Annotated in this window: 22 protein-coding genes; 6 read left to right on the forward strand and 16 right to left on the reverse strand. The window is 64.7% G+C overall.

Annotation, left to right across the window (positions count from 1 at the left end; genetic code table 11):
• The first annotated feature begins 255 nt into the window (after positions 1-255).
• Positions 256-1,578, forward strand: a complete 1,323-nt coding sequence (locus BLV07_RS15875) for an MFS transporter (protein ID WP_091887185.1) — start codon at positions 256-258, stop codon at positions 1,576-1,578.
• 193 nt (positions 1,579-1,771) lie between these two features.
• Here BLV07_RS15875 and BLV07_RS15880 read toward each other — a convergent pair whose 3' ends face one another.
• The 11 genes from BLV07_RS15880 to soxX all read right to left on the reverse strand — a co-directional run bounded on the left by BLV07_RS15880 (position 1,772) and on the right by soxX (position 11,528).
• The gene (locus tag BLV07_RS15880; protein ID WP_091887187.1) at positions 1,772-3,487 is read right to left on the reverse strand and encodes an N-acyl-D-amino-acid deacylase family protein; all 1,716 of its coding nucleotides are present in this window, start codon (positions 3,485-3,487) and stop codon (positions 1,772-1,774) included.
• Positions 3,488-3,692: 205 nt separating this feature from the next.
• Complete coding sequence (locus tag BLV07_RS15885) at positions 3,693-4,901, reverse strand: MFS transporter (RefSeq protein ID WP_091887189.1); 1,209 nt, start codon at positions 4,899-4,901, stop codon at positions 3,693-3,695.
• A gap of 336 nt (positions 4,902-5,237) precedes the next feature.
• On the reverse strand, positions 5,238-5,408 hold the full coding sequence (locus tag BLV07_RS47570) for a hypothetical protein (RefSeq protein ID WP_091887192.1): 171 nt from the start codon (positions 5,406-5,408) through the stop codon (positions 5,238-5,240).
• Between the two features lie 85 nt (positions 5,409-5,493).
• The gene (locus tag BLV07_RS15895; RefSeq protein ID WP_091887195.1) at positions 5,494-6,531 is read right to left on the reverse strand and encodes an MBL fold metallo-hydrolase; all 1,038 of its coding nucleotides are present in this window, start codon (positions 6,529-6,531) and stop codon (positions 5,494-5,496) included.
• A 274-nt stretch (positions 6,532-6,805) separates the two neighbouring features.
• Positions 6,806-7,264: a DsrE family protein gene (locus BLV07_RS15900; RefSeq protein WP_091887197.1), complete on the reverse strand. Its 459-nt coding sequence runs from the start codon at positions 7,262-7,264 to the stop codon at positions 6,806-6,808.
• Positions 7,261-9,012 (reverse strand): thiosulfohydrolase SoxB, encoded by a 1,752-nt coding sequence (gene soxB / locus BLV07_RS15905; RefSeq protein WP_091887199.1) that lies wholly within the window; start codon positions 9,010-9,012, stop codon positions 7,261-7,263. The genes BLV07_RS15900 and soxB overlap by 4 nt, the downstream gene beginning before the upstream one ends.
• Before the next feature lie 154 nt (positions 9,013-9,166).
• Entirely contained in the window at positions 9,167-9,475 is a 309-nt protein-coding gene (locus BLV07_RS15910) for a hypothetical protein (RefSeq protein ID WP_091887201.1), read from the reverse strand.
• Positions 9,472-10,335 (reverse strand): sulfur oxidation c-type cytochrome SoxA, encoded by an 864-nt coding sequence (gene soxA, locus BLV07_RS15915; RefSeq protein WP_164934866.1) that lies wholly within the window; start codon positions 10,333-10,335, stop codon positions 9,472-9,474. The genes BLV07_RS15910 and soxA overlap by 4 nt, the downstream gene beginning before the upstream one ends.
• Positions 10,335-10,646 carry a thiosulfate oxidation carrier complex protein SoxZ gene (soxZ, locus tag BLV07_RS15920; protein ID WP_091887204.1) on the reverse strand — a complete coding sequence of 104 codons (312 nt, stop codon included), beginning with the start codon at positions 10,644-10,646 and terminating at the stop codon, positions 10,335-10,337. The genes soxA and soxZ overlap by 1 nt, the downstream gene beginning before the upstream one ends.
• Positions 10,647-10,657: 11 nt before the next feature.
• Entirely contained in the window at positions 10,658-11,149 is a 492-nt protein-coding gene (gene soxY, locus BLV07_RS15925) for a thiosulfate oxidation carrier protein SoxY (RefSeq protein ID WP_091887206.1), read from the reverse strand.
• Positions 11,150-11,174: 25 nt separating this feature from the next.
• Positions 11,175-11,528 (reverse strand): sulfur oxidation c-type cytochrome SoxX, encoded by a 354-nt coding sequence (gene soxX / locus BLV07_RS15930; protein WP_091887395.1) that lies wholly within the window; start codon positions 11,526-11,528, stop codon positions 11,175-11,177.
• Positions 11,529-11,788: 260 nt separating this feature from the next.
• Between soxX and BLV07_RS15935 the strand changes: the two genes are divergently transcribed.
• On the forward strand, positions 11,789-12,463 hold the full coding sequence (locus tag BLV07_RS15935; RefSeq protein ID WP_091887208.1) for a DUF938 domain-containing protein: 675 nt from the start codon (positions 11,789-11,791) through the stop codon (positions 12,461-12,463).
• Positions 12,464-12,474: 11 nt separating this feature from the next.
• Here BLV07_RS15935 and BLV07_RS15940 read toward each other — a convergent pair whose 3' ends face one another.
• On the reverse strand, positions 12,475-14,544 hold the full coding sequence (locus BLV07_RS15940) for a prolyl oligopeptidase family serine peptidase (RefSeq protein WP_091887210.1): 2,070 nt from the start codon (positions 14,542-14,544) through the stop codon (positions 12,475-12,477).
• Positions 14,545-14,733: 189 nt separating this feature from the next.
• On the opposite strand from BLV07_RS15940, the gene BLV07_RS15945 reads away from it, so the two are divergent.
• Positions 14,734-15,981 carry an MFS transporter gene (locus tag BLV07_RS15945; RefSeq protein WP_091887212.1) on the forward strand — a complete coding sequence of 416 codons (1,248 nt, stop codon included), beginning with the start codon at positions 14,734-14,736 and terminating at the stop codon, positions 15,979-15,981.
• 143 nt (positions 15,982-16,124) lie between these two features.
• Positions 16,125-17,363 carry an MFS transporter gene (locus BLV07_RS15950; protein WP_091887214.1) on the forward strand — a complete coding sequence of 413 codons (1,239 nt, stop codon included), beginning with the start codon at positions 16,125-16,127 and terminating at the stop codon, positions 17,361-17,363.
• Between the two features lie 281 nt (positions 17,364-17,644).
• On the opposite strand, the gene BLV07_RS15955 is transcribed toward BLV07_RS15950, so the two are convergent.
• Both BLV07_RS15955 and BLV07_RS15960 read right to left on the reverse strand, forming a co-directional pair.
• Positions 17,645-18,139, reverse strand: coding sequence for a VOC family protein (locus tag BLV07_RS15955; protein WP_091887216.1), 495 nt, complete (start codon positions 18,137-18,139; stop codon positions 17,645-17,647).
• Between the two features lie 90 nt (positions 18,140-18,229).
• Complete coding sequence (locus BLV07_RS15960) at positions 18,230-18,775, reverse strand: carboxymuconolactone decarboxylase family protein (RefSeq protein ID WP_091887218.1); 546 nt, start codon at positions 18,773-18,775, stop codon at positions 18,230-18,232.
• 138 nt (positions 18,776-18,913) lie between these two features.
• Between BLV07_RS15960 and BLV07_RS15965 the strand changes: the two genes are divergently transcribed.
• Positions 18,914-20,113, forward strand: a complete 1,200-nt coding sequence (locus BLV07_RS15965) for an acyl-CoA dehydrogenase family protein (protein ID WP_091887220.1) — start codon at positions 18,914-18,916, stop codon at positions 20,111-20,113.
• 154 nt (positions 20,114-20,267) lie between these two features.
• Positions 20,268-21,407, forward strand: coding sequence for an acyl-CoA dehydrogenase family protein (locus BLV07_RS15970; protein ID WP_091887222.1), 1,140 nt, complete (start codon positions 20,268-20,270; stop codon positions 21,405-21,407).
• 260 nt (positions 21,408-21,667) lie between these two features.
• Here BLV07_RS15970 and BLV07_RS15975 read toward each other — a convergent pair whose 3' ends face one another.
• Both BLV07_RS15975 and BLV07_RS15980 read right to left on the reverse strand, forming a co-directional pair.
• On the reverse strand, positions 21,668-22,705 hold the full coding sequence (locus tag BLV07_RS15975) for an amino acid ABC transporter substrate-binding protein (RefSeq protein WP_091887397.1): 1,038 nt from the start codon (positions 22,703-22,705) through the stop codon (positions 21,668-21,670).
• Between the two features lie 54 nt (positions 22,706-22,759).
• A complete protein-coding gene (locus tag BLV07_RS15980; RefSeq protein WP_091887224.1) occupies positions 22,760-23,353 on the reverse strand; it encodes a L,D-transpeptidase in 594 nt (197 codons plus the stop codon).
• Between the last annotated feature and the right edge of the window lie 109 nt (positions 23,354-23,462).

Below are 23,462 nucleotides of genomic sequence, written 5' to 3' on the forward strand. Positions count from 1 at the left end.
TGCCATTTTTTTTCACCTCTCCCGTCGGGAGAGGTCGCGCCGAAGGCGCGGGTGAGGGGTTAAGGCCTGTCGTGGGACCTGAACCCCCTCACCCGATTTGCTGCGCAAATCGACCTCTCCCCTGTGGGGAGAGGTAAGAATGCTGCGTAGCACACTTGCTGCGGAAATGCCGGGTTGCGTTGGTCTCGAACCCGTTGTTAGCTCCCAAGACGGCCAAATCAAAAAAGTGCCGCAAAGACATAAACGGGGAGATTTATGAGCGCTCAGGGAACGCCGTCCGCGGCGAGCAAGCCGACCGGGACGCCGAAGGGCGCCTGGACCATCACTTTTCTCCTGTTCCTGTTCATGCTGGTGAACTTCGCCGACAAGATCGTCGTCGGCCTCGCCGGCGTGCCGATCATGGCGGACCTCAAGCTCACGCCGGAGCAATTCGGCCTGCTCGGCTCTTCGTTCTTCTTCCTGTTCTCGATCTCGGCCATCGTGGTCGGCTTCATCGTCAACAAGGTGCCGACGCGCTGGGTGCTGTTGGCGCTCGCGGTGGTCTGGGCGCTGGCGCAGTTTCCGATGGTCGGCACCGTCTCCTTCACCACGCTCCTGATCTGCCGCATCGTGCTGGGCGCCGGCGAAGGCCCGGCCTTCTCGGTCGCCGCGCACGCCATCTACAAATGGTTCCCCGACGAGAAGCGCACGCTGCCGACCGCGATCCTGTCGCAAGGCTCGGCCTTCGGCGTGATCATCGCGGTGCCGGCGCTGAACTGGATCATCGTCAACCATTCCTGGCACTATGCCTTCGGCGCGCTCGGCGTCATCGGCCTGATCTGGGTCTGTGCCTGGCTCGCGCTCAGCAAGGAAGGCCCGCTGGAGGACACGCAGACCCTCGCCGCCACCGAAACGAAGATTCCCTACATTCAGCTTCTCACCTCGCGCACCTTCCTCGGCTGCGTCGCCGCCACCTTCGGCGCCTATTGGGCGCTGTCGCTCGGACTGACCTGGTTCACGCCGTTCATCATCAAGGGTCTCGGCTTCTCGCAGAGCCAGGCCGGCTGGATCTCGACCCTGCCCTGGATCTTCGGCGCCACCATCGTGATCCTGACCGGCTGGATCTCGCAACTGATGATGGTCCGCGGCTCGACCACGCGCGTCGCCCGCGGCGTGCTCGGCTCCGTGCCGCTGGTCGTCGGCGGCCTGATCCTGGCCTCGATGCCGCATGTCCAGGGCGCCGGCCTTCAGCTCGCGCTGCTCGTGGTCGGAACGGGCCTGTGCGGCGCGATCTATGTCGTCTGCCCGCCCATGCTCGGCGAGTTCACGCCGACCTCGCAGCGCGGCGCCATCCTCGCGATCTACGGCGCGCTCTATACGCTCTCGGGCATCATCGCACCCGCCGTGATGGGCACCGTGATCCAGCACGCCGGCAGCATGCTCGACGGCTACATGACCGGCTTCACCATCAACGCCGCGATCATGGTCGGCTCCGGCCTGCTCGGTCTGCTCCTGCTCTGGCCGAACACCGAACGCGCCAGGCTGACCGGTGGTGCCCCGCAGGCGAGCGCGCTGAAGAGCGCGGTGTCGCCGACGTAAGGGGGGCTCTCTCTCACCCTCCCCTGGAGGGGGAGGGTCGATCGCGCGAAGCGCGAGCGGGGTGGGGTGATCTCTCCACTCGGGCAGTGTTCGATGCGGAGAGACCGTCACCCCACCCCGTCTCACATTTCGCTGCGCTCAATGTGAGCCGACCCTCCCCCTCCAGGGGAGGGTAAGCCAGCAATCACCGTCGCTAATCCGCCCCCCGCGCGCCCCGAATCAGCTTCCCCGGCCGGCGCCCGGTCGCCTCGCCGTGCCGCCGCGTCACCACGCCGGACACAATCGTCGCCTCGTAGCCGTCGACATCCTGCAACAAGCGCCGGCCGCCGACCGGCAAATCGTAATGCACCTTCGGCGGATGCAGATGCAGGCGGTCGTAGTCGATCACGTTGACGTCGGCCTTGTAGCCGGGCGCAATCAGTCCGCGATCGGTGAGGCCGACCGAGAGCGCGGTCCTGCGCGATTGCGCCGCGACCACGAACGGGATCGACAGCTTCTCGCCGCGCTTGCGGTCCCGCGTCCAGTGCGTCAGCAGATAGGTCGGGAAGCTGGCATCGCAGATGATGCCGCAATGCGCGCCGCCGTCGGACAGGCCGGGCACCGATTGCGGATCGATCAGCATCTCGCGCGTGGCATCTAAGTTGCCGTCGGAATAGTTGAGGAAGGGCACGTAGAGCATGCCGCGGCCTTCGTCCGACAGCATCGCATCGTAAGCGAGCTCCTCCGGCTGCCGGCCCTGCCTGCGCGCCTGCGGCCCGAGCGCGTTCTCCGGCGGCTGCTCGTAATCAGGGGGATCGCCGAGCAGGAACATCTTGTCGTAGTTGGGCCGGAAGAACAGCGGATCGTCGGTCGCGGTCGCCGTCTCGCTCAGGATCGCCTTGCGCACGTCGCTCTGATGCAGCCGCGCGAGGCGCGCCTGCAGCGGCAGATGCGCGATCGCCTTGTAGCTCGGATGGGTCTGGAACGGGTTGCGCGACAGCTCGAGCCCGAGCAGCAGGCCCACCGGGCGCGCCGCGATCTGCGCGGTGATGGAGAGGCCGCGTTTGGCGGCCGCATTGATCTCGTCCAGCGTTTGGCGCCAGCGCTGCGGCGCCTTGTCGTTCTGGGTGATCGAGAATGAGATCGGGCATTTCGTGGCATCCGCCACCCGCAGCATCATCGGCAGGTCTTCGTGGATGGTGGAGAGATCGAGCACGAATTGCAGCACGCTGCGGCCCTGCCGATGCATCGCGCCGGCAATCGCGGTGAGCTCGTCCTCGCCCGCCTTCAGGGTCGGCGTGAAATCGCCGGTCGAGGTGCGATGGTTGAGCGTGCGCGAGGTCGAGAAGCCGAGCGCGCCGGAGCGCACCGCCTCGCCCGCGAGCTTCGCCATCGCCGCATTGTCCTCGGTGGTCGAGGGGTCGCGGCGCGCGCCGCGCTCGCCCATGACATAGACGCGCAGCGCCGCATGTGGAAGCTGCGCACCGACGTCGATGTCGAAATCGCGCTTCGACAGCCAGTCCATGTAGTCCGGAAAGCTCTCCCAGGCCCAGGGAATGCCGGCGCTCAGCACCGGCTCGGGAATGTCTTCGACACCTTCCATCAGCTGGATCAGGCGGGTGTGGTCGGCAGGCCTGCACGGCGCAAATCCGACGCCGCAATTGCCCATGATCGCGGTGGTGACGCCGTTCTGCGACGACGGCGTGATGTCCTGGCTCCAGGTGACCTGCCCGTCGTAATGGGTGTGCACGTCGACGAAACCCGGTGTCACCAGTTTTCCGCGCGCGTCGATCTCCTCCTTGCCCTTGGCCGAAACCTTTCCGACCTCGCTGATCCTGCCGCCGGTGATGGCGACGTCGGCCTCGAACAATTCGCCGCCGCGCCCATCCGCAACAGTGCCGCCGCGGATCACGAGATCAGGATTGGTCATGCGTTTCTTCCCGTCTGTTTTGTTGTTGTTTACGCAATTCTCTCTACTCGTCGTCCCGGACAAGCGCGCCTCAAGCGCGCGCAGATCCGGGACCCATAACCACCGAATTGTGTTTGGCGAAGACTCGGAGTGACCAGTCTCGCGCGACGACTCCTTCCTGGGTAATGGGTCCTGGCGTTCGCCAGGACGACAGATGAATTCGTGGCTACGCCGCGGCTTGCCGCTTCCGCTCCGTGAACGGTGATAGCACCACCGTCGCGACCATGAAAATCACGGAGGCGCCGAACACCCAATGTGGCGCGCTCTGATCCATGATCCAGCCGAACAGCAGCGGGCTGACGATGCCGCCGAGATTGAATCCGGTGGAGACGATGCCGAAGGCGCGGCCCGCGGCGCCGGCAGGCGCGGCATTGCGGACCAGCATGTCGCGTGAGGGGGCGATCACGCCGCTGAGGAAACCCGCGGCCGTCATAGCAGTGGTGAGAGCCCAGCCCGGCAGCGTAGCGAGTGCGATCAGCAGCACGATCGCCGCGTTCGCGGCAAAGCAGGCCGCAGCGACCTGGCCGTGACGCTCGGTCCGGTCGGCGAGGAAACCGCCTGCGAGCACGCCGATGGCGCTGGCGCCAAGGAATGCCGTCAGAGCGACGTTGGCGGCGGAGTAGGAGGCGCCGTAGCCGCTCATCAGCGCCACCACGCCGAAATTGTTGATGCCGGCGACCGACAGGCTCAGCAGCATGAACAGCGCGGTCAGCCTGATCAGCGCCGGCGTGATGACGGCCTGTCTTGGCGCATTCGCGCTGCCCGGCTTCTTCTTATGCGCGCCGGCATCGGGAATGTTCATGGCGATCAGCAGCAGCGCCACCGCGACACCGATCGCGCCCGAGGCGATCAGCGCCCCAGTGCCACCGGACAATGTGACGAGCGCGGCCACGATGGCCGGTGCGACGGCGCCGCCGAGAAAGCCGGCAAAGGTATGGATCGAAAAGGCGCGGCCCATGCGCGCCTCGTCCATGTGTTCGGCCAGGATCGCGTAGTCGGCGGGATGATAGACGCTGTTCGCGAGGCCCAGCAGCACGGCGCAGGCGACCAGCGAGGCGTAGCTGAGGTGCAGGCCGAGCAGGATCAGCGCGACGCCGCCGAGCGCGAGTCCGGCCAGCAGAATTCGCCGCGCGCCAAAATGATCGACGAGATAGCCGGTCGGCGCCTGCGTCAATCCCGACACCACCGCAAACACGGTGAGGGCGAAGCCGAGCTCGATATAGCCGACGCCGAGCTGGCTCTTGAGGAACGGGAACAGCATCGGCAGCACCAGCAGATGGAAATGGCTGACCCAATGCGCGATCGAAATCCCCGTCAGCGTGCGCAGCGCGCTGTCCGCCTTGCCTTGCTGCGCTGCGGCGAGAACGTCGACCATTGCAGTTCCGTCTTGCGTCCGAAAGGGAGGCGCAAACTATCGGGCAGAGCGGTTATTTGTCCATGAACGCAGGCGCATGGCAGGTAGTGCGGGCGGTGGACGTGAGAACGCCTCCCTATAGTCGTCCTGGACAAGCGCAGCTCCTGACAACGCGCAGCGTTGTCTGGAGCGGAGCGCCGATCCAGGACCCATTACCCCAGGAAGCAGTTTGGCGAAGATTCGGAGTTGCTTCCTCGCCCCACCATTCCGCGCTGGGGTAATGGGTCCTGGCTTACGCCAGGACGACGGCAGAGGGCGAGGCGCCAGTGCGCCGTCAAACTCAACCCGGCACCGCCCTCACAACGGCTCGTCGTCCGGCCCGTAGCGGTCGCGCTTCGGCGTTGCGATGTCGCCGTCCTCGTAATCGTCGTCGATCTCGCGCGGCGGCGGGGGCTTTTTCGCCTTGTCGCTCGGCGCCCTGTCGTTAGCGATCTTGGACGGCTGGCTCGGCTTGCCGGTCTTGGCCATGACTGGTCCCGGATGGTGATGCTGCACCCGATCCTATCCGGAAAATATGTGCGGTACCCGACCTATCGCAAGAAGGGGCGGCCGTTCAGTGCATCACCGGGCCGCCCGCCTTCTTCCAGGCATCCAGGCCGCCGGCGATATGGGCGGTGTTGGAAAGGCCGGCCTCCTTGGCGGCGGCCACCGCCATCGCCGAGCGTTCGCCGAAGGCGCAGAAGAACACGACGCGGCGGCCGGTGGCGGCTGCGACTTCGCGCAGCATGCCGCCGGGCTTGAGGCTCTCCTCCACGGATTGATAGGGCGTGTGCAGCGCGCCTTCGAGCATGCCGTGCTTCATCCGCTCGTTGGTCTCGCGCAGATCGACCAGCAGGACGTCGGGACGGCCGAGGATGCGGATCGCCTCGATCGCGCTGAGCACGCGGCCCTCTTTCTCGAGCTCCTCCTGATGCAGGCCGACATGCATGTTGGCGGGGACCGCCACATCCATCATCTTCGGGTTGGGCAGCTTCAGATTGGCCATCAGCTCGATATATTCATCGACCGAGCGCACCTGGAGCCGCGGATTGTAGCGCTTCTCCTCGCCGATGGTGGAGACGGTGTCGCCCTTGTAGTCATGCGCCGGGAACACCATCGTCTCGTCCGGCAGCTTGAGCAGGCGGTTGAAGATCGAGTCGTATTGCGCGCGCGATGAGCCGTTCTGGAAATCGGTGCGGCCGGTGCCGCGGATCAGAAGCGTGTCGCCGGTGAAGACGCGGTCGCCCATCAGATAGGAGTAGGAATCGTCGGTGTGGCCGGGCGTGTACATCACGTCGAGCGACAGGCCCTCGATCGTCACCTTGTCGCCGTCGGCGACCCGCATCGCCACGACGTCGGCCTTGGTCTGGTCGCCCATCACGGTCATGCAATGGGTGCGGTCGCGCAGCTCGCCGAGACCGGTGACGTGGTCAGCGTGCAGATGGGTGTCGACCGCCTTGACCAGCTTGAGGTCGAGCTCGCGCAGCAGCTGGCAGTAGCGATCGACCTTCTCCAGCACGGGATCAAGGATCAGCGCCTCGCCGCCTGGACGGCTCGCAACGAGATAGCTGTAGGTGCCCGAAACGCTGTCGAAGAGCTGGCGGAAGATCATGGCAGGACCCGGCGTGGAACTGATTTCGAGGATTCTACTACGTCGAGGGCCAGGAAGAGAAGCAATTCACTGTGTAGACAAGAAAATTTGGAAGATTTTTATTGCGGGTGCGGGCGACCCTACGCTCGCTGTCATCGCCCGCGAAGGCGGGCGATCCAGTACTCCGAGACGGCGAAGGGTACGGAAGGGCCGCGGCGTACTGGATTCCCCGCCTGCGCGGGGAATGACAGCGAGGGCGTTGCGGCGGCGTGCCACAAACTCCGGACAGCCGCCCCTACGGCCGCACCACCGTGTACCCGTTCTCCGCCAAAAACAGGATCTGCCCGACTCCGACCTGCACCGGTGTCGCAGCTTGGATGAACTCCGGCCGCTTGCCGGTCTCCCGCTCGAGCGTGTCGACCGTGTTGAGGCAGATGTCGAAGCGCACGCCCTGTGCGATCAGGCTCTCGACCTGCTTGCGGCGCTCGCTGCCGGATAGCAGCAAATCGATGCCGGGACCGAATGCCACCACCTCGATCGCGATCTTGTCGGGGTCGTAAGCCTTCAGCAGATTGTTGGCGACGCTCAAGACCAGCGCCTGCTTCCTCGCATCGCCGTCGGAGAGCTGAAGCACGACCTTGTGCTCGGCGAACGGCTTGTCCTGCAGCGGCACCTGCTGGGCAGAAGCCTGTGGGATCGCTGCCCAGACGAGCACTGCCAGAAGCATCGCGGATAAGTGTTGCGACCGCATCATCCCTTTGCTGCAATTCCTGGATTGCCCTCGACCCCTTTCAGCGTGACGCCGGAGCCGAGCCGCTCCTGAAACATCCGGCCCGAGCGCAGATATTTGCCGACGACGTCCCACACCGGCGCGCCCTGCTGGCCGTTGATCGAGGCCCAGCCTGCGACCTTGTAGCGATGGCTGGCGCTGAGCGCCTCGCCGCTACTGAGCTTCAGCTCGGAGATGCGGCTGCCGATCGCGGCGTCCAGTGTGCAGGTGTAGCTGAGCCCGCCGGCGCGCACCATGTCGCCACCCTGCTGGTAATAGGGATCCGCGTTGAAGAGGTTGTCGCAGATGTCCTCCAGCACGTCCTTGATCTGTGCGCCGGTCATCTCCTGCACATAGGTCTCGGGATAGCTGATCGCGGTTTCCGCGAGCAGATCCTCCATGGTCAGCGCCTGGCCTGACAGCGCGGTGATGCCCCAGCGGAAGCCCGGCGACAGCGCGATCTCGGCATCGAGCTCGGTGCGCAGCGCCGTGCAGATCAGCTCGTCGACGGGCCCGGAGAAATTACCGCGGCGGTAGAGCAGGCGATCGGGCGTTGCGATCTTCTCCGACCAGTCGGTCACGTGCGGCGCGCGCAGCCGGCCGATCAGCTCGGCCATCCCTGGATCCGGCTTCAGCAGCTCGGAGAAGACCGGCAGCAGATGATAGTGAATGTCGCTGACCTTGCCCTTGCCGATCGCGAGATCGAGCACGGCCAGAAATTTTCCGTTGGAGCCGGCATTGGTGACGAGCGTGGTGCCACCAGCGTTCTTCACGGGAATCGGCTGCGGCACCGCGTCATGGGTATGGCCGCCGAGGATGACATCGATGCCGGTGACGCGGCTTGCGAGCTTGAGGTCGACGTCCATGCCGTTGTGCGACAGCAGGATGACGGCATCGACCTTGTCGGTGCCGCGCAAGGCATCGATATGCTTCTGCAACTCCTCCTCGCGGATGCCAAAGGTCCAGTCCGGCGTGAATCGCTTGGGATGCGCGATCGGCACATAGGGGAAAGCCTGGCCGACGATTGCGACGCGATGGCCGCCGAGCTCCTTGATGATCGACGGCTTGAACACGCGCCCGCTGGCCTTGTCGAAGGCGGGGGCGTCGTTGAACGCGGCCTCTTCGCTCAGGAACACGTTCTGCGCCAGAAACTCGCCCTTGAAGCGCTCGAGATTGTCGCGCAGCGCCTGCTCGCCATAGGTGAATTCCCAATGCCCGGTCATCGCCTCGATGCCGAGCAGATTGGCGACCTCGACCATGTCGCGGCCCTGCATGACGTTGGCGAGCCCCGTGCCCTGCCAGAGGTCGCCGCCGTCGACGAGCAGCGAATGCTTTTCCCCGGCGTCGGCGCGTAAGCGGTCGACCAGCGTCTTCAGATGGGCAAAGCCGCCGAGCTTGCCGAAGCGGCCCGCGGATTTCTCAAACTCGAAGCAGGTGAAGGCATAGGCATCCGCACTGTCGGACCGGATGCCGAAGCGCTCCAGGAAGGCGCGCCCGACCAGATGCGGCGGCCGCCCTGCCATCTCACCGATGCCGATATTGACGCTGGGCTCGCGAAAAAAGACTGGGTTGAGCTGCGCATGCGTGTCGGTGATGTGCAGAATGCGCGCATTGCCGAAGCGCTCGATGTCATAGATGCTCGCGGTGTCGGCGCCGCGCGCGAGCCGCGGCAGTCCAACAGATGCGACGGCAAGACCTGCGCTCTTCAGGAAATCGCGGCGCCGGATAGCCATCTCAAATTCTCCGCGCCCCCGACGCTGTCGACTGTTCCACAAGCATGATCCGGACCCGAAGGGCCGTGTTAGCGCAAAGTGTGGTGCGGCTTTCCGACAAGATCGTGCTCAAAGAATGATCTGGAGCACGATGTTCTCGCGCGCCAGGCCCAGTCTAGCGGATTTCCATCGCCTTCCAGGCCTCTTTTTCGGAATTTGCCTGAAAGATCGACGCCTTCGCCAGCGCCTCGGCCTCTTTCGCTGCGGCGAATGCGCGGTCGAAATCGCCGCCCTCAGCCGCCTTCTTCGCCGCCGCCAGGGTCGAGACCGTCGTGGTCCATTGGTGACGCAGGCCGGCCGCCTCCTTGGCTGCGGCTTCCGCGGCGGCATAGGCCGCCTTGTAGTCCGCTTCCGTTGCCGCGTGCGCCGAGGGCAGCGCGATGGTTAACGCAAGCAATATGGCGAGGAGACCTGTCCGCTTCATGGCCGCGCTCCCGGCCCCGAGATCGGCAGGCCGTTGGCGACGTAGGAGAGGAAATATTCGACGTCGCGATATTCGTCCGATTGCGGCTCCAGCGGAACCGCGCGGGTCTGGCTGTTGCAGGTGACGAAGCGGCGGCTGGTCGTGCCCATGCCGCTCCATTCGGACCGGTAGATCGGCATCGCGTTGAGGATGCCGAGCGCCGGCGCCAGGGTCTCGGCACGGATGCGCTCGCCCGGGCTCTGCACGTGGCAGCTCGCGCAGGAGAAGTTCATCTGGCCGCGGCGCGTATAGAAATAGCGCTTGCCGTTCTCGAATGCCGCGAGCGCGCGCGGATCGTCGGGGATCTTGATGTCCATCGGCTTGCCGCGCGAGGTGAAGGCCATGTAGGCCGTCAGCGAAGCCATCTCGTCCTTGACGTAGGAGTAGGGCGCTTCGCCATTGGCCTCGCGGCAGCGGTTGAGCGCGAGCTCCAGCGTGACGACCTTGCCTTCCTTCGTGTCGAAATAGGGATAGTTCTGACGGATGCCGATGCCGCCATTCGGGAAGCAATCGGCATAGGTCTTGCCGTTCTTGAATGGGGTGGCGAACATTTCCTTGCCGGCGTCGAGCGCGAACTCATAAGGCGGAAATTCCTCCTTCTCCTGCCACTGCCGCTTCATGTCCTCGTTCATGGAATAAGGACCGTTGACGAAATCCTCGTGCTTCACATTCGGAAACTTCTGGAAGAAGAAATTCTGGAACGCCTTGGCATCGGCGACGGGATCGACCTTGTCGGCCGCGACCACGCGCGGAGAGGTGAGGGCGAACGCAACGAGCGCGGCGCTGAGCGAGCCCAGCAGGAGGGCAGATCGGGTCTTCATCACGAAATCTTCGCGGTGGTCGTATCCGACGCACCCTTGTTGTCGGTCCAGGAGATCTTGAGCTCGTCGCCCTTCTTGGCGCCCTTGAAGCTGAATTTGACGTAAGGATCCTTGGAGACCGCAGTGCCCCAATTGGCGACGAAGACGTCCTTGCCGTTACATTCGAACTTCAGCTCCTGGATGAAGTGCGCCGGGATCAGCTCGCCCTTGGGATCCTTGACCAGGCCGGTATCCATGGGGTGCTGAATCAGCGCCTGCACCTCGGTGATGTCGCCGTTGGCGGTGGCGCGTACGCGAATGCTGGATGCCATCTCGGTTCTCCTTAGCCGCCGCAGCCGCCGACGGTGACCTTCACTTCCTTGGTCGCGCTGTAGAGCTTGCCGTCGGCCTCGACGATGGCGACCAATTTGGTGGTCTTGGCCATTTTCAGCCGGTTGGCGACGCCCGGAATCGTGCCGTCGGCGATCTTGTAGGACGCTGCGAGCGCAAACGGGTTCTCGGCCACGAAGAATGAGATCGAGGTGACCTTGTCGAGCGTCGTCGTCACCGAGACCGGCACCACGCCGCCGTTCTCGGCGATCTCCGGCGCATCCAGCTTGACCTTGTCGGACGGCTCGGCCGCCTTGCCGTAGAGCGCCTTGATCGCGTCGGCCTCGCTCTTCTGCTTGAAGGCCTCTTCCGGATATTTGTCGTTCGCCGCCGCGCGCGCAGGGCTGGCTGCGAACGGCAGGTTGCCAAGGCCGATCAGCGCGACAGAGGCCGCGCCCTGAAGGATCAGGCGCCGCGTCGGATGAGGGCCGGTGGTCGTGGTCATCAGAGGTCTCCTGGCGTGCCGGCCGTTACAGCGTTTGCAGGAAATCAACGATCGCGTTGATCTCCTGCTCGGTCAAAATCCGGTTCCGGCCGAACGGCGGCATCATGGTTTGCGGATTGCGCTTGGTTTCGTCGAAGATGATCGCGGCCAGTTCGTTGCGGTCGGGGTACTTTGCCTTGATGTCCTTCAGCTCCGGCCCGATCGTTCCCGGCAGGTCGCCGCCCTTGATCACGTGGCAGGTCAGGCAATTGCCCTTGCCGCGCTCGAAGGCGAGCTTCCGGCCCTCGGCCACGGCGGACTGCGCCCGCGCCGGGCCGGCGAGGCCGGCGGCAATGGCCAGCAGGAGGAACAGGACGGACGTCCGGGACAAGGCAGTCAAGGCGGTATTCCGAGGCGTTATGGCGATGATCTGATCGCGGAAATAAAGGCGTTCCAAAGCATAAAGGGCATCGCCTGACAATCGAGACTATGCACGGAGGAAAATGGAGTTAATATCTTCCGCATTGTAATTAAAGAGATTATTGGTTCGGCCGATTTGGCCCCAACAATTAGGACAATGGGCGCGGGCCGGCTTTTTCCAGGGCGCTTTGGTGCCCATCCTGTTTTCAACGCGTTCTCGTGTTTTCAAGGGGACCTCACTTGGCTGAATATCTCGTCGAATTTGGCAGGGACGGCGGACGGGTCGAGCCGGACGGCCGGCTCGATGCGCCGGCGTTCCATCGCAATCACGAGCCGATCTGGGCGGCGCTGGAAAAACATCTCGCCGGCTTGACCGGCAACGTGGTCGAGCTCGGCAGCGGAACCGGGCAGCACGTGGTTCATTTCGCCCGTCACACGCCCGGCCTGATCTGGTGGCCGAGCGACCTCAACCAGCGCCATCTCAAGAGTATCGAGGCTTGGCGCGTTCATTCGGGGCTCGCAAACATCCGTAGTCCGCTGCGGATCGATCTGAGCGATCCCGACTGGAGTCCGGAGATGAAAAGCGGGCAGGGGCCGACCAGCCTCGCCGCCGTGTTCTGCGCCAACGTGATTCACATCGCGCCATGGAGCGTGGCCGAGGGCCTGTTCGCCGGCGCCGGCCGCTATCTACGGGCCGATGGCAAGCTGTTCCTCTACGGCCCGTTCAAGCGCCACGGCAAGCACACCGCGCTCAGCAACGCCGTGTTCGACACGTCCTTGCGCGAGGGCAATCCCGAATGGGGCGTGCGCGACATCGGCGACGTCGAGGCGCTGGCGCAAGGCGTGGGCCTCCGCCTCGTCGATACCATCGAGATGCCGGCGAACAACCTCACGCTGGTGTTTTCGCGGGACTGAGCGCGAGGCCGTCAGGCCTCGCCATCTTTCCACCCGATCTTCTCTTTCAAGAACCGGAAACCCAGCACCTCGAAGCCGGCGCGCTCCTTGTTGTCCTTGCCGTAGCCGTGGCCGCCTGCCGCGGGTTCGTAGAACCAGGCCTCATAGCCCATCGCCTGAAGCTTGGCGGCCATCTTGCGCGCGTGGCCGGGGTGGACGCGGTCGTCGCGCCGCGTGGTGGCGATCAGGATCGGCGGATAGGCCTGACCGTTCCTCACATTGTGATAGGCCGAATAGGTCTTCAGCCACGCCCATTCCTCCACCTTGTCGGGGTCGCCATATTCCGCGATCCAGCTCGCGCCCGCGAGCAGCTTCGTGTAGCGGCGCATGTCGATGAGCGGGATGGTGCAGAACAGCGCGCCGAAACGTTCGGGGTAGCGCACCAGCATGTTGGTGACGAGGATGCCGCCGTTCGATCCACCCTGTGCGGCGATGCGCTTGGCTGTCGTCACGCCGCGGCGGACGAGATCGGCGGCGACGGCGGCGAAATCGTCATGCGACAGCCTCTTGCCGGCGAGCCGGCCGGCATCATGCCAGCGCGTGCCGAACTCGCCGCCGCCGCGCAAATTGGCCTGCACCGTCGTGCCGCCGCGCTCCAGCCACAGCTTGCCGAGCGAGGGGTTGTAATACGGCTTCACGGAATGGGCGAAGCCGCCATAGGCACTCATATAGACCGGTGCATCGCCGGTCTCGGCCGCGGGGCCAGTCTGGACATAAGGAATGCGCTCGCCGTCGATCGAGATGGCCTCGTGCTGCGTCACCACGAGACCATCGGCGGTGAACGTCCTCGGCGCCTGCTTCAGCACGGTCGGGCTGGCGATGCCGCGTGCGATCAGCAGCAGCGACGGCGGCGTCAGCGGATCCTGCACATTGGCGAGCAGATCGCCATTGCTCTCGGACGGATGCCGATCGAGCGGCCAGACGTCGACCACGCCGATCCGCGGCAGGCCGGGAAGCGTGTCGCGGCTCCAGCCGGCAGCGGATGGTGTGCAGATCTCGAAGCATGGGCGCAGCTCGTCGAGGATTGACAGCACGAGCTTGCCCGCCGCCCAGAACAGACCTTGCAACGCGCGCCGCAGCGCCGGTTCGAACAGCACCGAAAAATCGCGGCTGCCGGCGAGGAACGCCGACAGCGAGATGCCGAGCACCGTGTCAGTGGTATAGGTCCGGCCTTCGATGGACCAGTCCCTGCGCAGCTTGATCGCGAACCAGTCGCCATGCGCCTGCATCCAGATGCCGGTCGGCAGGTCGAGCTTCGTTGTCGCACCAGTCGCATCGCGCAGCCAGATGGCGTGATTGAAGAAGTCGATCTGATCGACGAGCCAGACTCGTGGCTCCGCTCCGGTGTCATCGGCGCTGCCATAGATCATCATGCGATCGGCGGCGGTCTCGAGGATGACCTCTGCCTGATCGACAGTCTGGCCGCGACGCCACAGCCGAACAGTCCGTGCATATCCCGAGCTCGTGGCCATGCCCTCGCCATGCGCGCTCGACAGCAGCAGCGTGTCCGCATCGAGCCAATCCACGCCGCCCTTCGCTTCCGGCAGCGTGAACCCGCCGGCCACGAAGCTCTTGGTGTCCATGTCGAACTCGCGCAACGTCACGGCATCACTGCCGCCGCGCGACAGGCTCAGTATCGCCCGCGAGCGTCCCGGCATCGTGACGATCTGGCTCAGCAGCCAGTCCTCGCCTTCGCTCGCCGCAAGCTGGTCGATATCCAGCATGGTCTCCCACGCTGGGTTCGCTTTGCGAAACTCCGCCAGCGTCGTCCGTCGCCACAGGCCGCGCGGATTGGTGGCGTCCTTCCAGAGATTGTGCAGATCGCTGCCGCGCCGGCTGACATAGGGAATGTTGTCCGGCCGATCGTAGATCGCCGCGAGGATGTCGCGGTCGTGCTCGAAGGCTTTGCCGCCGAACGCTTTGAGCGTCAGCTGGTTCTGCCGCTCGACGAAATCGAGCGCCTGCGTGCCCTCGATCTCCTCCAGCCACAGCCAGGGATCGTCGTCGGGAGCGCTGAGCGTAGGCCTGTCGTCGACGGTCATGACCAAAACTCCAGGAAGATTGCGGCGGATAGGATTTGATCGAGCGCAAGCCGTCAAGGGCGCGGCCCGCTATCATCCGTCCGATTGCGTCAGAGGCATGGCCCGCGTCCGTTTGCGCTGGTTGCCCGCCCATCAGCGCCCCTCCATAGTGCCGGGAATCAACGAGAGCCCTTTCGGGCGGAAATACCGATGTTAGATGTGACCGCGACTGCCGAAATCGCTGACGACACGCGCGCGCGTGCCAATGTGGTGCGCCTTGCCGCCGCGCAGGCGCTGACCGGCGCCAATTCGGCGGTGATCTTCGCCACCGGCTCGATCGTCGGCGCCACGCTCGCGCCCGACATGTCGCTCGCGACCGTGCCGCTGTCGATGTACGTGCTGGGGCTCGCCGCCGGCACGCTGCCGACCGGCGCGATCTCGCGCCGCTTCGGTCGACGCGCCGCCTTCGTCATCGGCACGGGCCTCGGCACGCTCACCGGCCTCACCGGCTGTTTCGCGATCCTGCACGCCTCCTTCGCGCTGTTCTGCATCGCGACCTTCCTCGGCGGCCTCTATGGCGCGGTCGCGCAATCCTATCGCTTCGCCGCTGCCGACGGCGCCAGCGCGGCGTACCGGCCCAAGGCGGTGTCCTGGGTGATGGCGGGCGGCGTGTTCGCCGGCGTGCTCGGTCCGCAGCTCGTGCAGTGGACCATGGACGTCTGGCAGCCTTATCTGTTCGCCTTCAGCTTCCTGGTGCAGGCGGCGGTGGCGCTGGTCGCGATGGGCATCGTCGCCGGTGTCGACATGCCCAAGCCCGGACCGGCCGATCTGCATGGCGGACGCCCGCTGCTCGACATCGTGACCCAGCCGCGCTTCATCGCGGCCGCTTTGTGCGGCGTCATCGCCTATCCCATGATGAACCTGGTGATGACCTCGGCGCCGCTCGCCATGAAGATCTGCGGCCTCAGCGTGTCCGATTCCAATTTCGGCATTCAATGGCACATCGTCGCCATGTACGGGCCGAGCTTCTTCACGGGTGCGCTGATCGCGCGCTTCGGTGCTCCGAAGGTCGTCGCGGCCGGCCTGCTGCTGGAGGCAGGCGCCGCCGGCATCGGCCTTTCCGGGATCACCGCGATGCATTTCTGGGCGACGCTGATCGTGCTCGGCGTCGGCTGGAATTTCTCCTTCATCGGCGCCTCCGCGCTGGTGCTGGAGACGCACCGTCCGCAGGAGCGCAACAAGGTGCAGGCGTTCAACGATTTCCTGGTGTTCGGCATGATGGCGATCGGCTCGTTCTCCTCCGGCCAGCTGCTCGCCAATTACGGCTGGTCCGCGGTGAACATGGTGGTGTTCCCGCCGGTGGTGCTCGGCCTCGCCGTGCTGTCGCTGGCGTCTTGGGCGCGTCGCCGCAAGGCTCGTCTGGACGCGGCGATGGGCGAGTTCCCGGACGCGATCTGACTGGCAGGAGGCTGTCAGCAGCGTTGATGTTTCGATCGCCGTCGAAGTGATTTTCGGAGGCCGGGTTGTTACATGATGCTCGTCATCGATTGGACGAGCGTAGCCAGGCAAGCGCTCGCGGGGGAAACCAAGGAGAAGCGCGAATGCTCGATAACCCCCGTCACGCCGCTCCCGTCGACGAATCCACCCTCCGCTACGAAGGCTGGCGTATCGTCGCGGTCTGCTTCCTGCTCGCGACGTTCGGCTGGGGGCTCGGCTTCTACGGCCAGAGCGTCTATGTCGCCGAGCTCCAGCGCGCGCACGGCTGGTCGGCCTCACTGATCTCGTCGGGCACGACCTTCTTCTATCTGTTCGGCGCGCTGCTGGTCGTCTTCGTCGGAGAAGCCGTCCACAAATACGGTCCGCGGCTCTGCCTGATTGCGGGCACGCTGGCGATGGCAGCGGCCGCTATCGCGATCAGCGCGGTGCGCGAACCCTGGCAGCTCTATCTCGCCAATGCCGTGCTCGCCTTCGGCTGGGCCGGCACCAGTCTCGCCATGATCACCAACACGATCAGCCTGTGGTTCGATGCCAAGCGCGGCATGGCGATCAGCCTCGCGCTGAACGGTGCCAGTTTTGGCGGCATCGTCGGCGTGCCGCTGCTGGTAGCGTTGATCGGCCAATTCGGCTTCGCCAGCGCGATGTACGCCGCTGCGGGGGCCATGCTGGTGCTGCTCCTGCCGGTGATTCTCGTTCTCGTCGGCCGGCCGCCCGATCTTCACGGCTGGCATGCAGCGGCGAAGCCGAAGCTGCAATCGTCGACGCAGATCCGCGCGCAGGCGCTGCGTGACGTCGGCTTCCTCTCGGTGACGATTGCCTTCGCGCTGGTGCTGTTCGCGCAGGTCGGCTTCATCGTGCACCTGATCTCGTTCCTCGATCCCGTGATCGGCCGCGAGCGCGCGGCGGTCGCCGTCGCCGTGCTGACCGCGATGGCCGTGGTCGGCCGCGTGCTGTTCTCGCTGGTGATCGACCGCCTCAACCAGCGGCTGGCCTCGGCGCTATCGTTCCTCAGCCAGGCCGCGGCGTTGTGTGTCGTCATCAACCTGCACAACGACTATGTGCTGATCGCGGCCTGCGCGGTGTTCGGCTTCTCCGTCGGCAACCTCATCACGCTGCCGTCGCTGATCGTGCAGCAGGAGTTCGATTCCGCCTCGTTCGGCGTGCTGATCAGCCTCAACACCGCGATCAATCAGGTGACCTATGCGTTCGGCCCGGGCGTCGTCGGCTTCCTGCGCGATCTCTCCGGAGGGTACGCGCTGCCGTTCTATCTCTGCATCGCGCTGGAGGTGGCGGCAGCGGCGCTGATCATGGTGCGGGGGAGGCCGCAATCGAAGCTCTCGTAGGGTGGGCAAAGGCGCATAGCGCCGTGCCCACCATCTGTCTCTCCACGCGTGCCGCAAGATTTGGTGGGCACGCTCCGCTTTGCCCACCCTACGGGACTACGGGATATTCGTCCCAATAACGCGACGTCGCCTCAACAGACTCCGTCATTGCGAGGAGCTCGCGACAAAATTGCGGAACAATTTTGCGCTGATGCGACGAAGCAATCCAGACTGCCGCCGCGGTGACAGTCTGGATTGCTTCGCTGCGCTCGCAATGACGGTGTTCGAGCATGCAGCGGAACTCACGACTCCCGCTGCTTAAGCAAATCCTCCACATCCAGCCGCTTCGTGAACATCGCAAGCTTCCCGTCCGGCCCGAACGGCCATTGCTCCCTCGGCTTGTCCCAATACAGCTCGACGCCGTTCTGGTCGGGGTCGCGCAAATACAGCGCCTCGCTGACGCCGTGGTCGCTGGCACCATCCAGCGCGATGCCGGCCGTGAGCACCCGGTGCAGCGCATCCGCCAGCGCCGGCCTGGTCGGATACAGGATCGCGGTGTGATAGAGCCCGGTCGTGCCCGGCGGCGGCGGCGAGCCGCCCTTGCTCTCCCAGGTGTTGAGCCCGATGTGGTGGTGATAGCCGCCGGCCGAGATGAAGGCCGCGCCCGACCCCATGCGCTGCATCAGCTCGAAGCCGAGCACGCCGCAATAGAAGCCGAGCGCACGATCGAGATCGGCGACCTTGAGGTGAACGTGGCCGATCCTGGTGCCGGCGGCGACGGCTTGGTTCTGCGACATGTGGCTGCTCCGTTGATGGACTCCACATAAGGCGAGCCTCGGGACAGTGCTACCGGCTCACCCTGAAACTCTTCGTTTCCGAATGGGAAACTAAGCCAGCTCCGAGACCTCGCCCTCCGGCAGGCCAAACTCGAACGTGTTCAGCGTCATCGACACCAGCGTGTAATAGCCGCACAGCCCGATGATCTCGACGACGCCGCGTTCGCTGAGCAGCTTGACCGCCGCATCATAGAGGCCCTTCTCGACGCTGTGGACCTCATGCAGCGATTTCGCGACGTCGTAGATCATCTTGCCCTTGGCATCGTCGAACTCAGGCGTGCGGCGGTCGCGGATCGCCTCGATGATCTCAAGCTTCATGCCGCCCGCAAGCGCCAGGCGCTTATGCGCATACCATTCGTAATGCGCGGTCCAGTGCCGCGCCGTGACCAGGATCGCGATCTCCGAGAGCTTGGCCGGGAAGATCGTGTCGAAGCGCAGCACTTCGCCGAGCCGCGTGGCGTGACGCGCCATCTCCGGGCTGTTGAGCCAGGCCATCATCGGCGCCGGCGGTTTGCCGCGCTTGCCGGCAATCGACTCGTCATAGGTCTGGCGCTGGCTCTCGTTCATTTCGCCAGGCGAAAGAAGCTTTAGGCGCATTGTTGTTTCCTCTTTGTTTTCAAGGCTCGCCGTGGCGGCGACTATAGCCGAATGCGGGCTGCGGAAGTGGTTGAATTCCACGAGGCGATGGCTCAGAGTCGGCGGCAACAAGTCGATTTTGATTGATGGAAACGACCCATGACAGATTCTGAAACCGCCGATCTTGAAACATTCCGCAACGAGACGCGCGCCTGGCTGGAAGCCAATTGCCCGCCGGAGATGCGCAAGCCCGCGACATCCGATACCGACGTGTTCTGGGGCGGGCGCAACGCAAAATTCTCGTCCGAGCCGCAGCGCATCTGGTTCGAACGCATGCGCGACAAGGGCTGGACCGTGCCTGATTGGCCGAAGGAGTATGGCGGCGGTGGCCTGAGCGCTGCCGAGCACAAGGTGCTACGCGCGGAGATGGCGCGGATCGGCGCAAGGCCGCCGCTGTCGAGCTTCGGCATCTGGATGCTCGGGCCGGCGCTGCTGAAATACGGCAATGAGGCGCAGAAGAAGGAACATCTGCCGAAGATCGCCGCGGGCGAGATTCGCTGGTGCCAGGGCTATTCCGAGCCGAACGCCGGCTCCGATCTCGCCTCGCTGCAGACCCGCGCCGAAAGCGACGGCGACGACTTCATCATCACCGGCCAGAAGATCTGGACATCCTACGCCAATTACGCCGACTGGATCTTCTGCCTGGTCCGCACCGATCCCACTGCCAAGAAGCACGACGGCATCAGCTTCATCCTGTTCGACATGACCTCGAAGGGCGTCTCGACCAAGCCGATCCTGTTGATCTCCGGCTACTCGCCGTTCTGCGAAACCTTTTTCGACGGCGTCCGCGTGCCGAAGTCGCACGTGGTCGGCACCGTCAACCGCGGCTGGGACGTCGCAAAGTATCTGCTCCAGCACGAGCGCGCGATGATCTCGGGCATGGGCGAGCGCGGCGTCGGCCGTCCGCTCGGCCAGATCGCGGCGGATTCCGTCGGCTCCGATGCGCTGGGGCGGCTCGACGATGCCATGCTGCGTGGCCAGATCGCGCGCTTCGATGTGGATGAGGCCGCGCTTGCGGCCTGTGCCGAGCGCGCAGTCGATCTCGCCAAGGCGGGCCAGGCGCACCCGGCATTCTCCTCCGCGATGAAATATTACGGCACCGAGCTCAACAAGCGCCGCTACGAGATCTTGATGTCGGCCGGCGGCGTCGATGCGCTGGAATGGGAGAGCGAGCGCTCCAAGCAGGGCGCCCGCCCGCGCGCCTGGTTGCGCACCAAGGCCAACTCGATCGAAGGCGGCACGTCCGAGGTCATGCTCGGCATCGTCGCCAAGCGCATCCTGGATCTGCCGGGGGCGTGAGGCACACTGTCACCACGCGTCATTCCGGGGCGCGCAACGCGAGCCCGGAATCCATTCATCCACCAATTCCGCCGCTTGATGGATTCCGGGCCTGGCCCTTCGGGCCATCCCGGAATGACGAACATAGTTAGACTTCGAATTCGGAAACAAGAACATGGCCCTCGTCCTCACCGAAGAACAATCGATGCTCCGCGACAGCGCGCGCGGGCTGATCAGCGACAAGGCGCCGGTGTCGCACCTGCGGCACTTGCGCGACAGCAAGGATCCCACCGGCTTCTCCAAGGAGTTTTGGCATTCCTTCGCGGAGATGGGCTTTGCCGGCCTGCTGGTGCCGGAAGAGTTCGGCGGCTCTGGTCTCGGCCACGTCGAAGCCGGTGTCGTCATGGAGGAGATCGGCCGCACCTTGATGCCTTCACCTTTCCTCGCCACCAGCGTGGTCGCAGCTTCGGCCCTGAACCGCGGCGGTAACGCGGCGCAGAAGTCGGAATATCTGCCGAAGATCGCGAACGGATCGCTGCTCGCGACGCTGGCGATCGACGAGGGTGCAAAGCATCGCCCGCTCCAGACGAACTTGCAGGCCGTGCGCGCCGGCAACGGCTTCAAGCTCTCCGGCGCCAAGGCGCTGGTTATCGACGGCCACGTCGCTGATCTCCTCATCGTCGCCGCGCGCACCGCGGGTGCCGCCGGCGAGCGTGAAGGCCTGACGCTGTTCCTGGTCGACCCCAAGGCGAAGGGTGTCGCGGTCGAGCGCACCATCATGGTTGATGCGCACAACGCGGCGCGAATCGAATTCACCAATGTCGAAGTCAATGCCGACAGCGTGCTCGGCGAGGTCGAGCAGGCCGCAAGCCAGCTCGACGGCGTGCTCGATATCGGCCGCGGCGCGGTGGCTGCCGAAATGGTCGGCCTCAGCGACGAGGTCTTTGGCCGCACCGTCGAGTACCTGAAGAGCCGCAAGCAATTCGGCAAGCTGATCGGCGAATTCCAGGCGCTGCAGCACCGCGCCGCCGAGATCTATGTCGACATCGAGATCACCCGCGCCGCCGTAATGAAGGCGCTCCAAGCGCTGGATGCTGATGTCGCCAAGGCTGCATCAATCGTCGCCGTGGCAAAAGCCCGCGCCGGCACCACCGCCACCCGCGCAGTGCAGGAAGGCGTGCAGATGCACGGCGGCATGGGCATGACCGACCAGTTCGACATCGGCTTCTTCATGAAGCGCGCGCGCGTGTGCGAGGAATTGTTCGGCGACGCCAACTATCACACCGAGCAGCTGGCGCGGGCGCGGGGGTATTGAGACGAGGCAGCCGCCTCGTTCTCCGCTGTCATCGCCCGCGAAGGCGGGCGATCCAGTACGCCGCGGCTTCTCCGCATACGATCGGCGTCTCGGAATACTGGATCGCCCGGTCAAGCCGGGCGATGACAGTTGAGAGTGTGGAAAGCGCCTGCCCCAAGCTCGTCATTGCGAGGAGCTCTTGCGACGAAGCAATCCAGGCTGCCGCCGTGGAAAGATTCTGGATTGCTTCGCTTCGCTCGCAATGACGATGGTAGGCCGTCTTACCGCATCGGCGGTGCGTACTGCACGCCACCCGCATTCCACAGCTGGTTCATGCCACGTGGGATCTTCAGCTTCGACTTCTCGCCGATGTTGCGCTCGTACATCTCGCCGTAATTGCCGACGTGGCGGATGATGCGGACGGCCCAGTCCTTGGTGAGGCCGAGCTGCTCGCCGTAATTGCCCTCGGTGCCGACGAGGCGCATCACTTCCGGCTTCTTCGACTTCAGCGCCTCGTCGATGTTCTCCGAGGTGACGCCGAGCTCCTCGGCGTTGATCATCGCATACAGCGTCCACTTCACGATCATCATCCAGTCGTCGTCGCGCTGGCGCACGACGGGGGCGAGTGGCTCCTTGGAGATCATGTCCGGCAGGATCATTTGGTCGGCGGGTTTTGCGAGGTTCAGCCGCAGCGCATAGAGCTGGGAGACGTCGGCGCTCAGCGTGTCGCACTTGCCGGTGTCGTAGGCTTTCACGACGTCGTCGAGCTTGTCGAACTTCACCTCGTCATACTTCATGTTGTTGGCACGGAAGTAATCGGCGACGTTGAGTGCCGTCGTAGTGCCGGACTGGACGCAGACCTTGCTGCCGGTCAGGTCCAGCGAGGTCTCCTTGTTGCGCGAACGCGGCAGCATGAAACCTGCGCCGTCATAATAGGCGACGGCCGGGAAATAGAGGTCGTAGTCGAGCTCGCGCGCCATGCTCCAGGTCGAGTTGCGCGAGAGGATGTCCACCTTCCGGCTCTGCAATTCCTTGAAGCGCTCGCTGGCGTCGAGTGCGACGAACTTCGCCTTGGCCGGATCGTTGAAGATCGCCGCGGCCACCGCGCGGCAGAAATCGACGTCGAAGCCGGTCCAGTTGCCCTTGTCGTCGGGGATCGAGAAGCCGGGCAGGCCCTTGTTGACGCCGCACAGCACTTCGCCGCGGCGCACGGTGCGCTTCAGCGTGCGGGTGTCGTAGAATTCATAGACGATGGCCAGGACGGCGACCAGCACGGCGGCCGCGAGCCCGATCAGCAGGCCGCCTCGAAAAGTGCGCATCATGTTGCTCTCTCGAAAAATCGGGAAATGGGATATTCGCGAAGGCGAGGAAGATTAGAGCTCGGGCTTCTGCCGGATGACGACCTTGGTCCCGACCGGGACGCGATCGTAGAGATCGGCAACGTCATTGTTGACGAGACGGAAGCAGCCCGAGGACACCTTGGTGCCGATCGTGTCAGGACGGTTGGTGCCGTGGATGCGGTAGACGGTGGTGCCGAGATACATGGCGCGGGCCCCTAGCGGATTGCCTGGGCCGCCGGCCATGAAGCGCGGCAGATAGGGCTGGCGCTGGATCATCTCCGGTGGCGGCGTCCAGTCCGGCCACTCCTTCTTGTTGGTGATGTTCACCAGCCCCTGCCACTGAAAACCATCGCGGCCGACGCCGATGCCGTAGCGGATCGCGCGCCCGCCCGGCTGCACCAGGTAAAGATGACGCTCGGCAGTCGAGATGATGATGGTGCCGGGCGCCTCGGTGGTGCGGAAGTACACGACCTGCTTCTGCCATTCCGGATCGAGCTGGTAGGCGTCGTCGGCGATCAGGCCCGGCTCGTCGCCGCGATCAGGCTGCTGGGCGAAGACTTGGGGCGCTGACAGGATCAGGCCGATTGCTGCCACAAGCATCCCGGTCAGGCGACGAAAATCCGTCATGTAAAGCTCTCCCCGCTGCCACAGCGCAAATCATTCAAGACCATCAAACCTGAGGGGCAAGTTCATGGCAAGTTGATGGCGCGCCGCCCTGGTATGTCACGGCAATGCT

It is taken from the genome of Bradyrhizobium sp. Rc2d (genome assembly GCF_900099855.1).
Classification (GTDB): Bacteria; Pseudomonadota; Alphaproteobacteria; order Rhizobiales; family Xanthobacteraceae; genus Bradyrhizobium.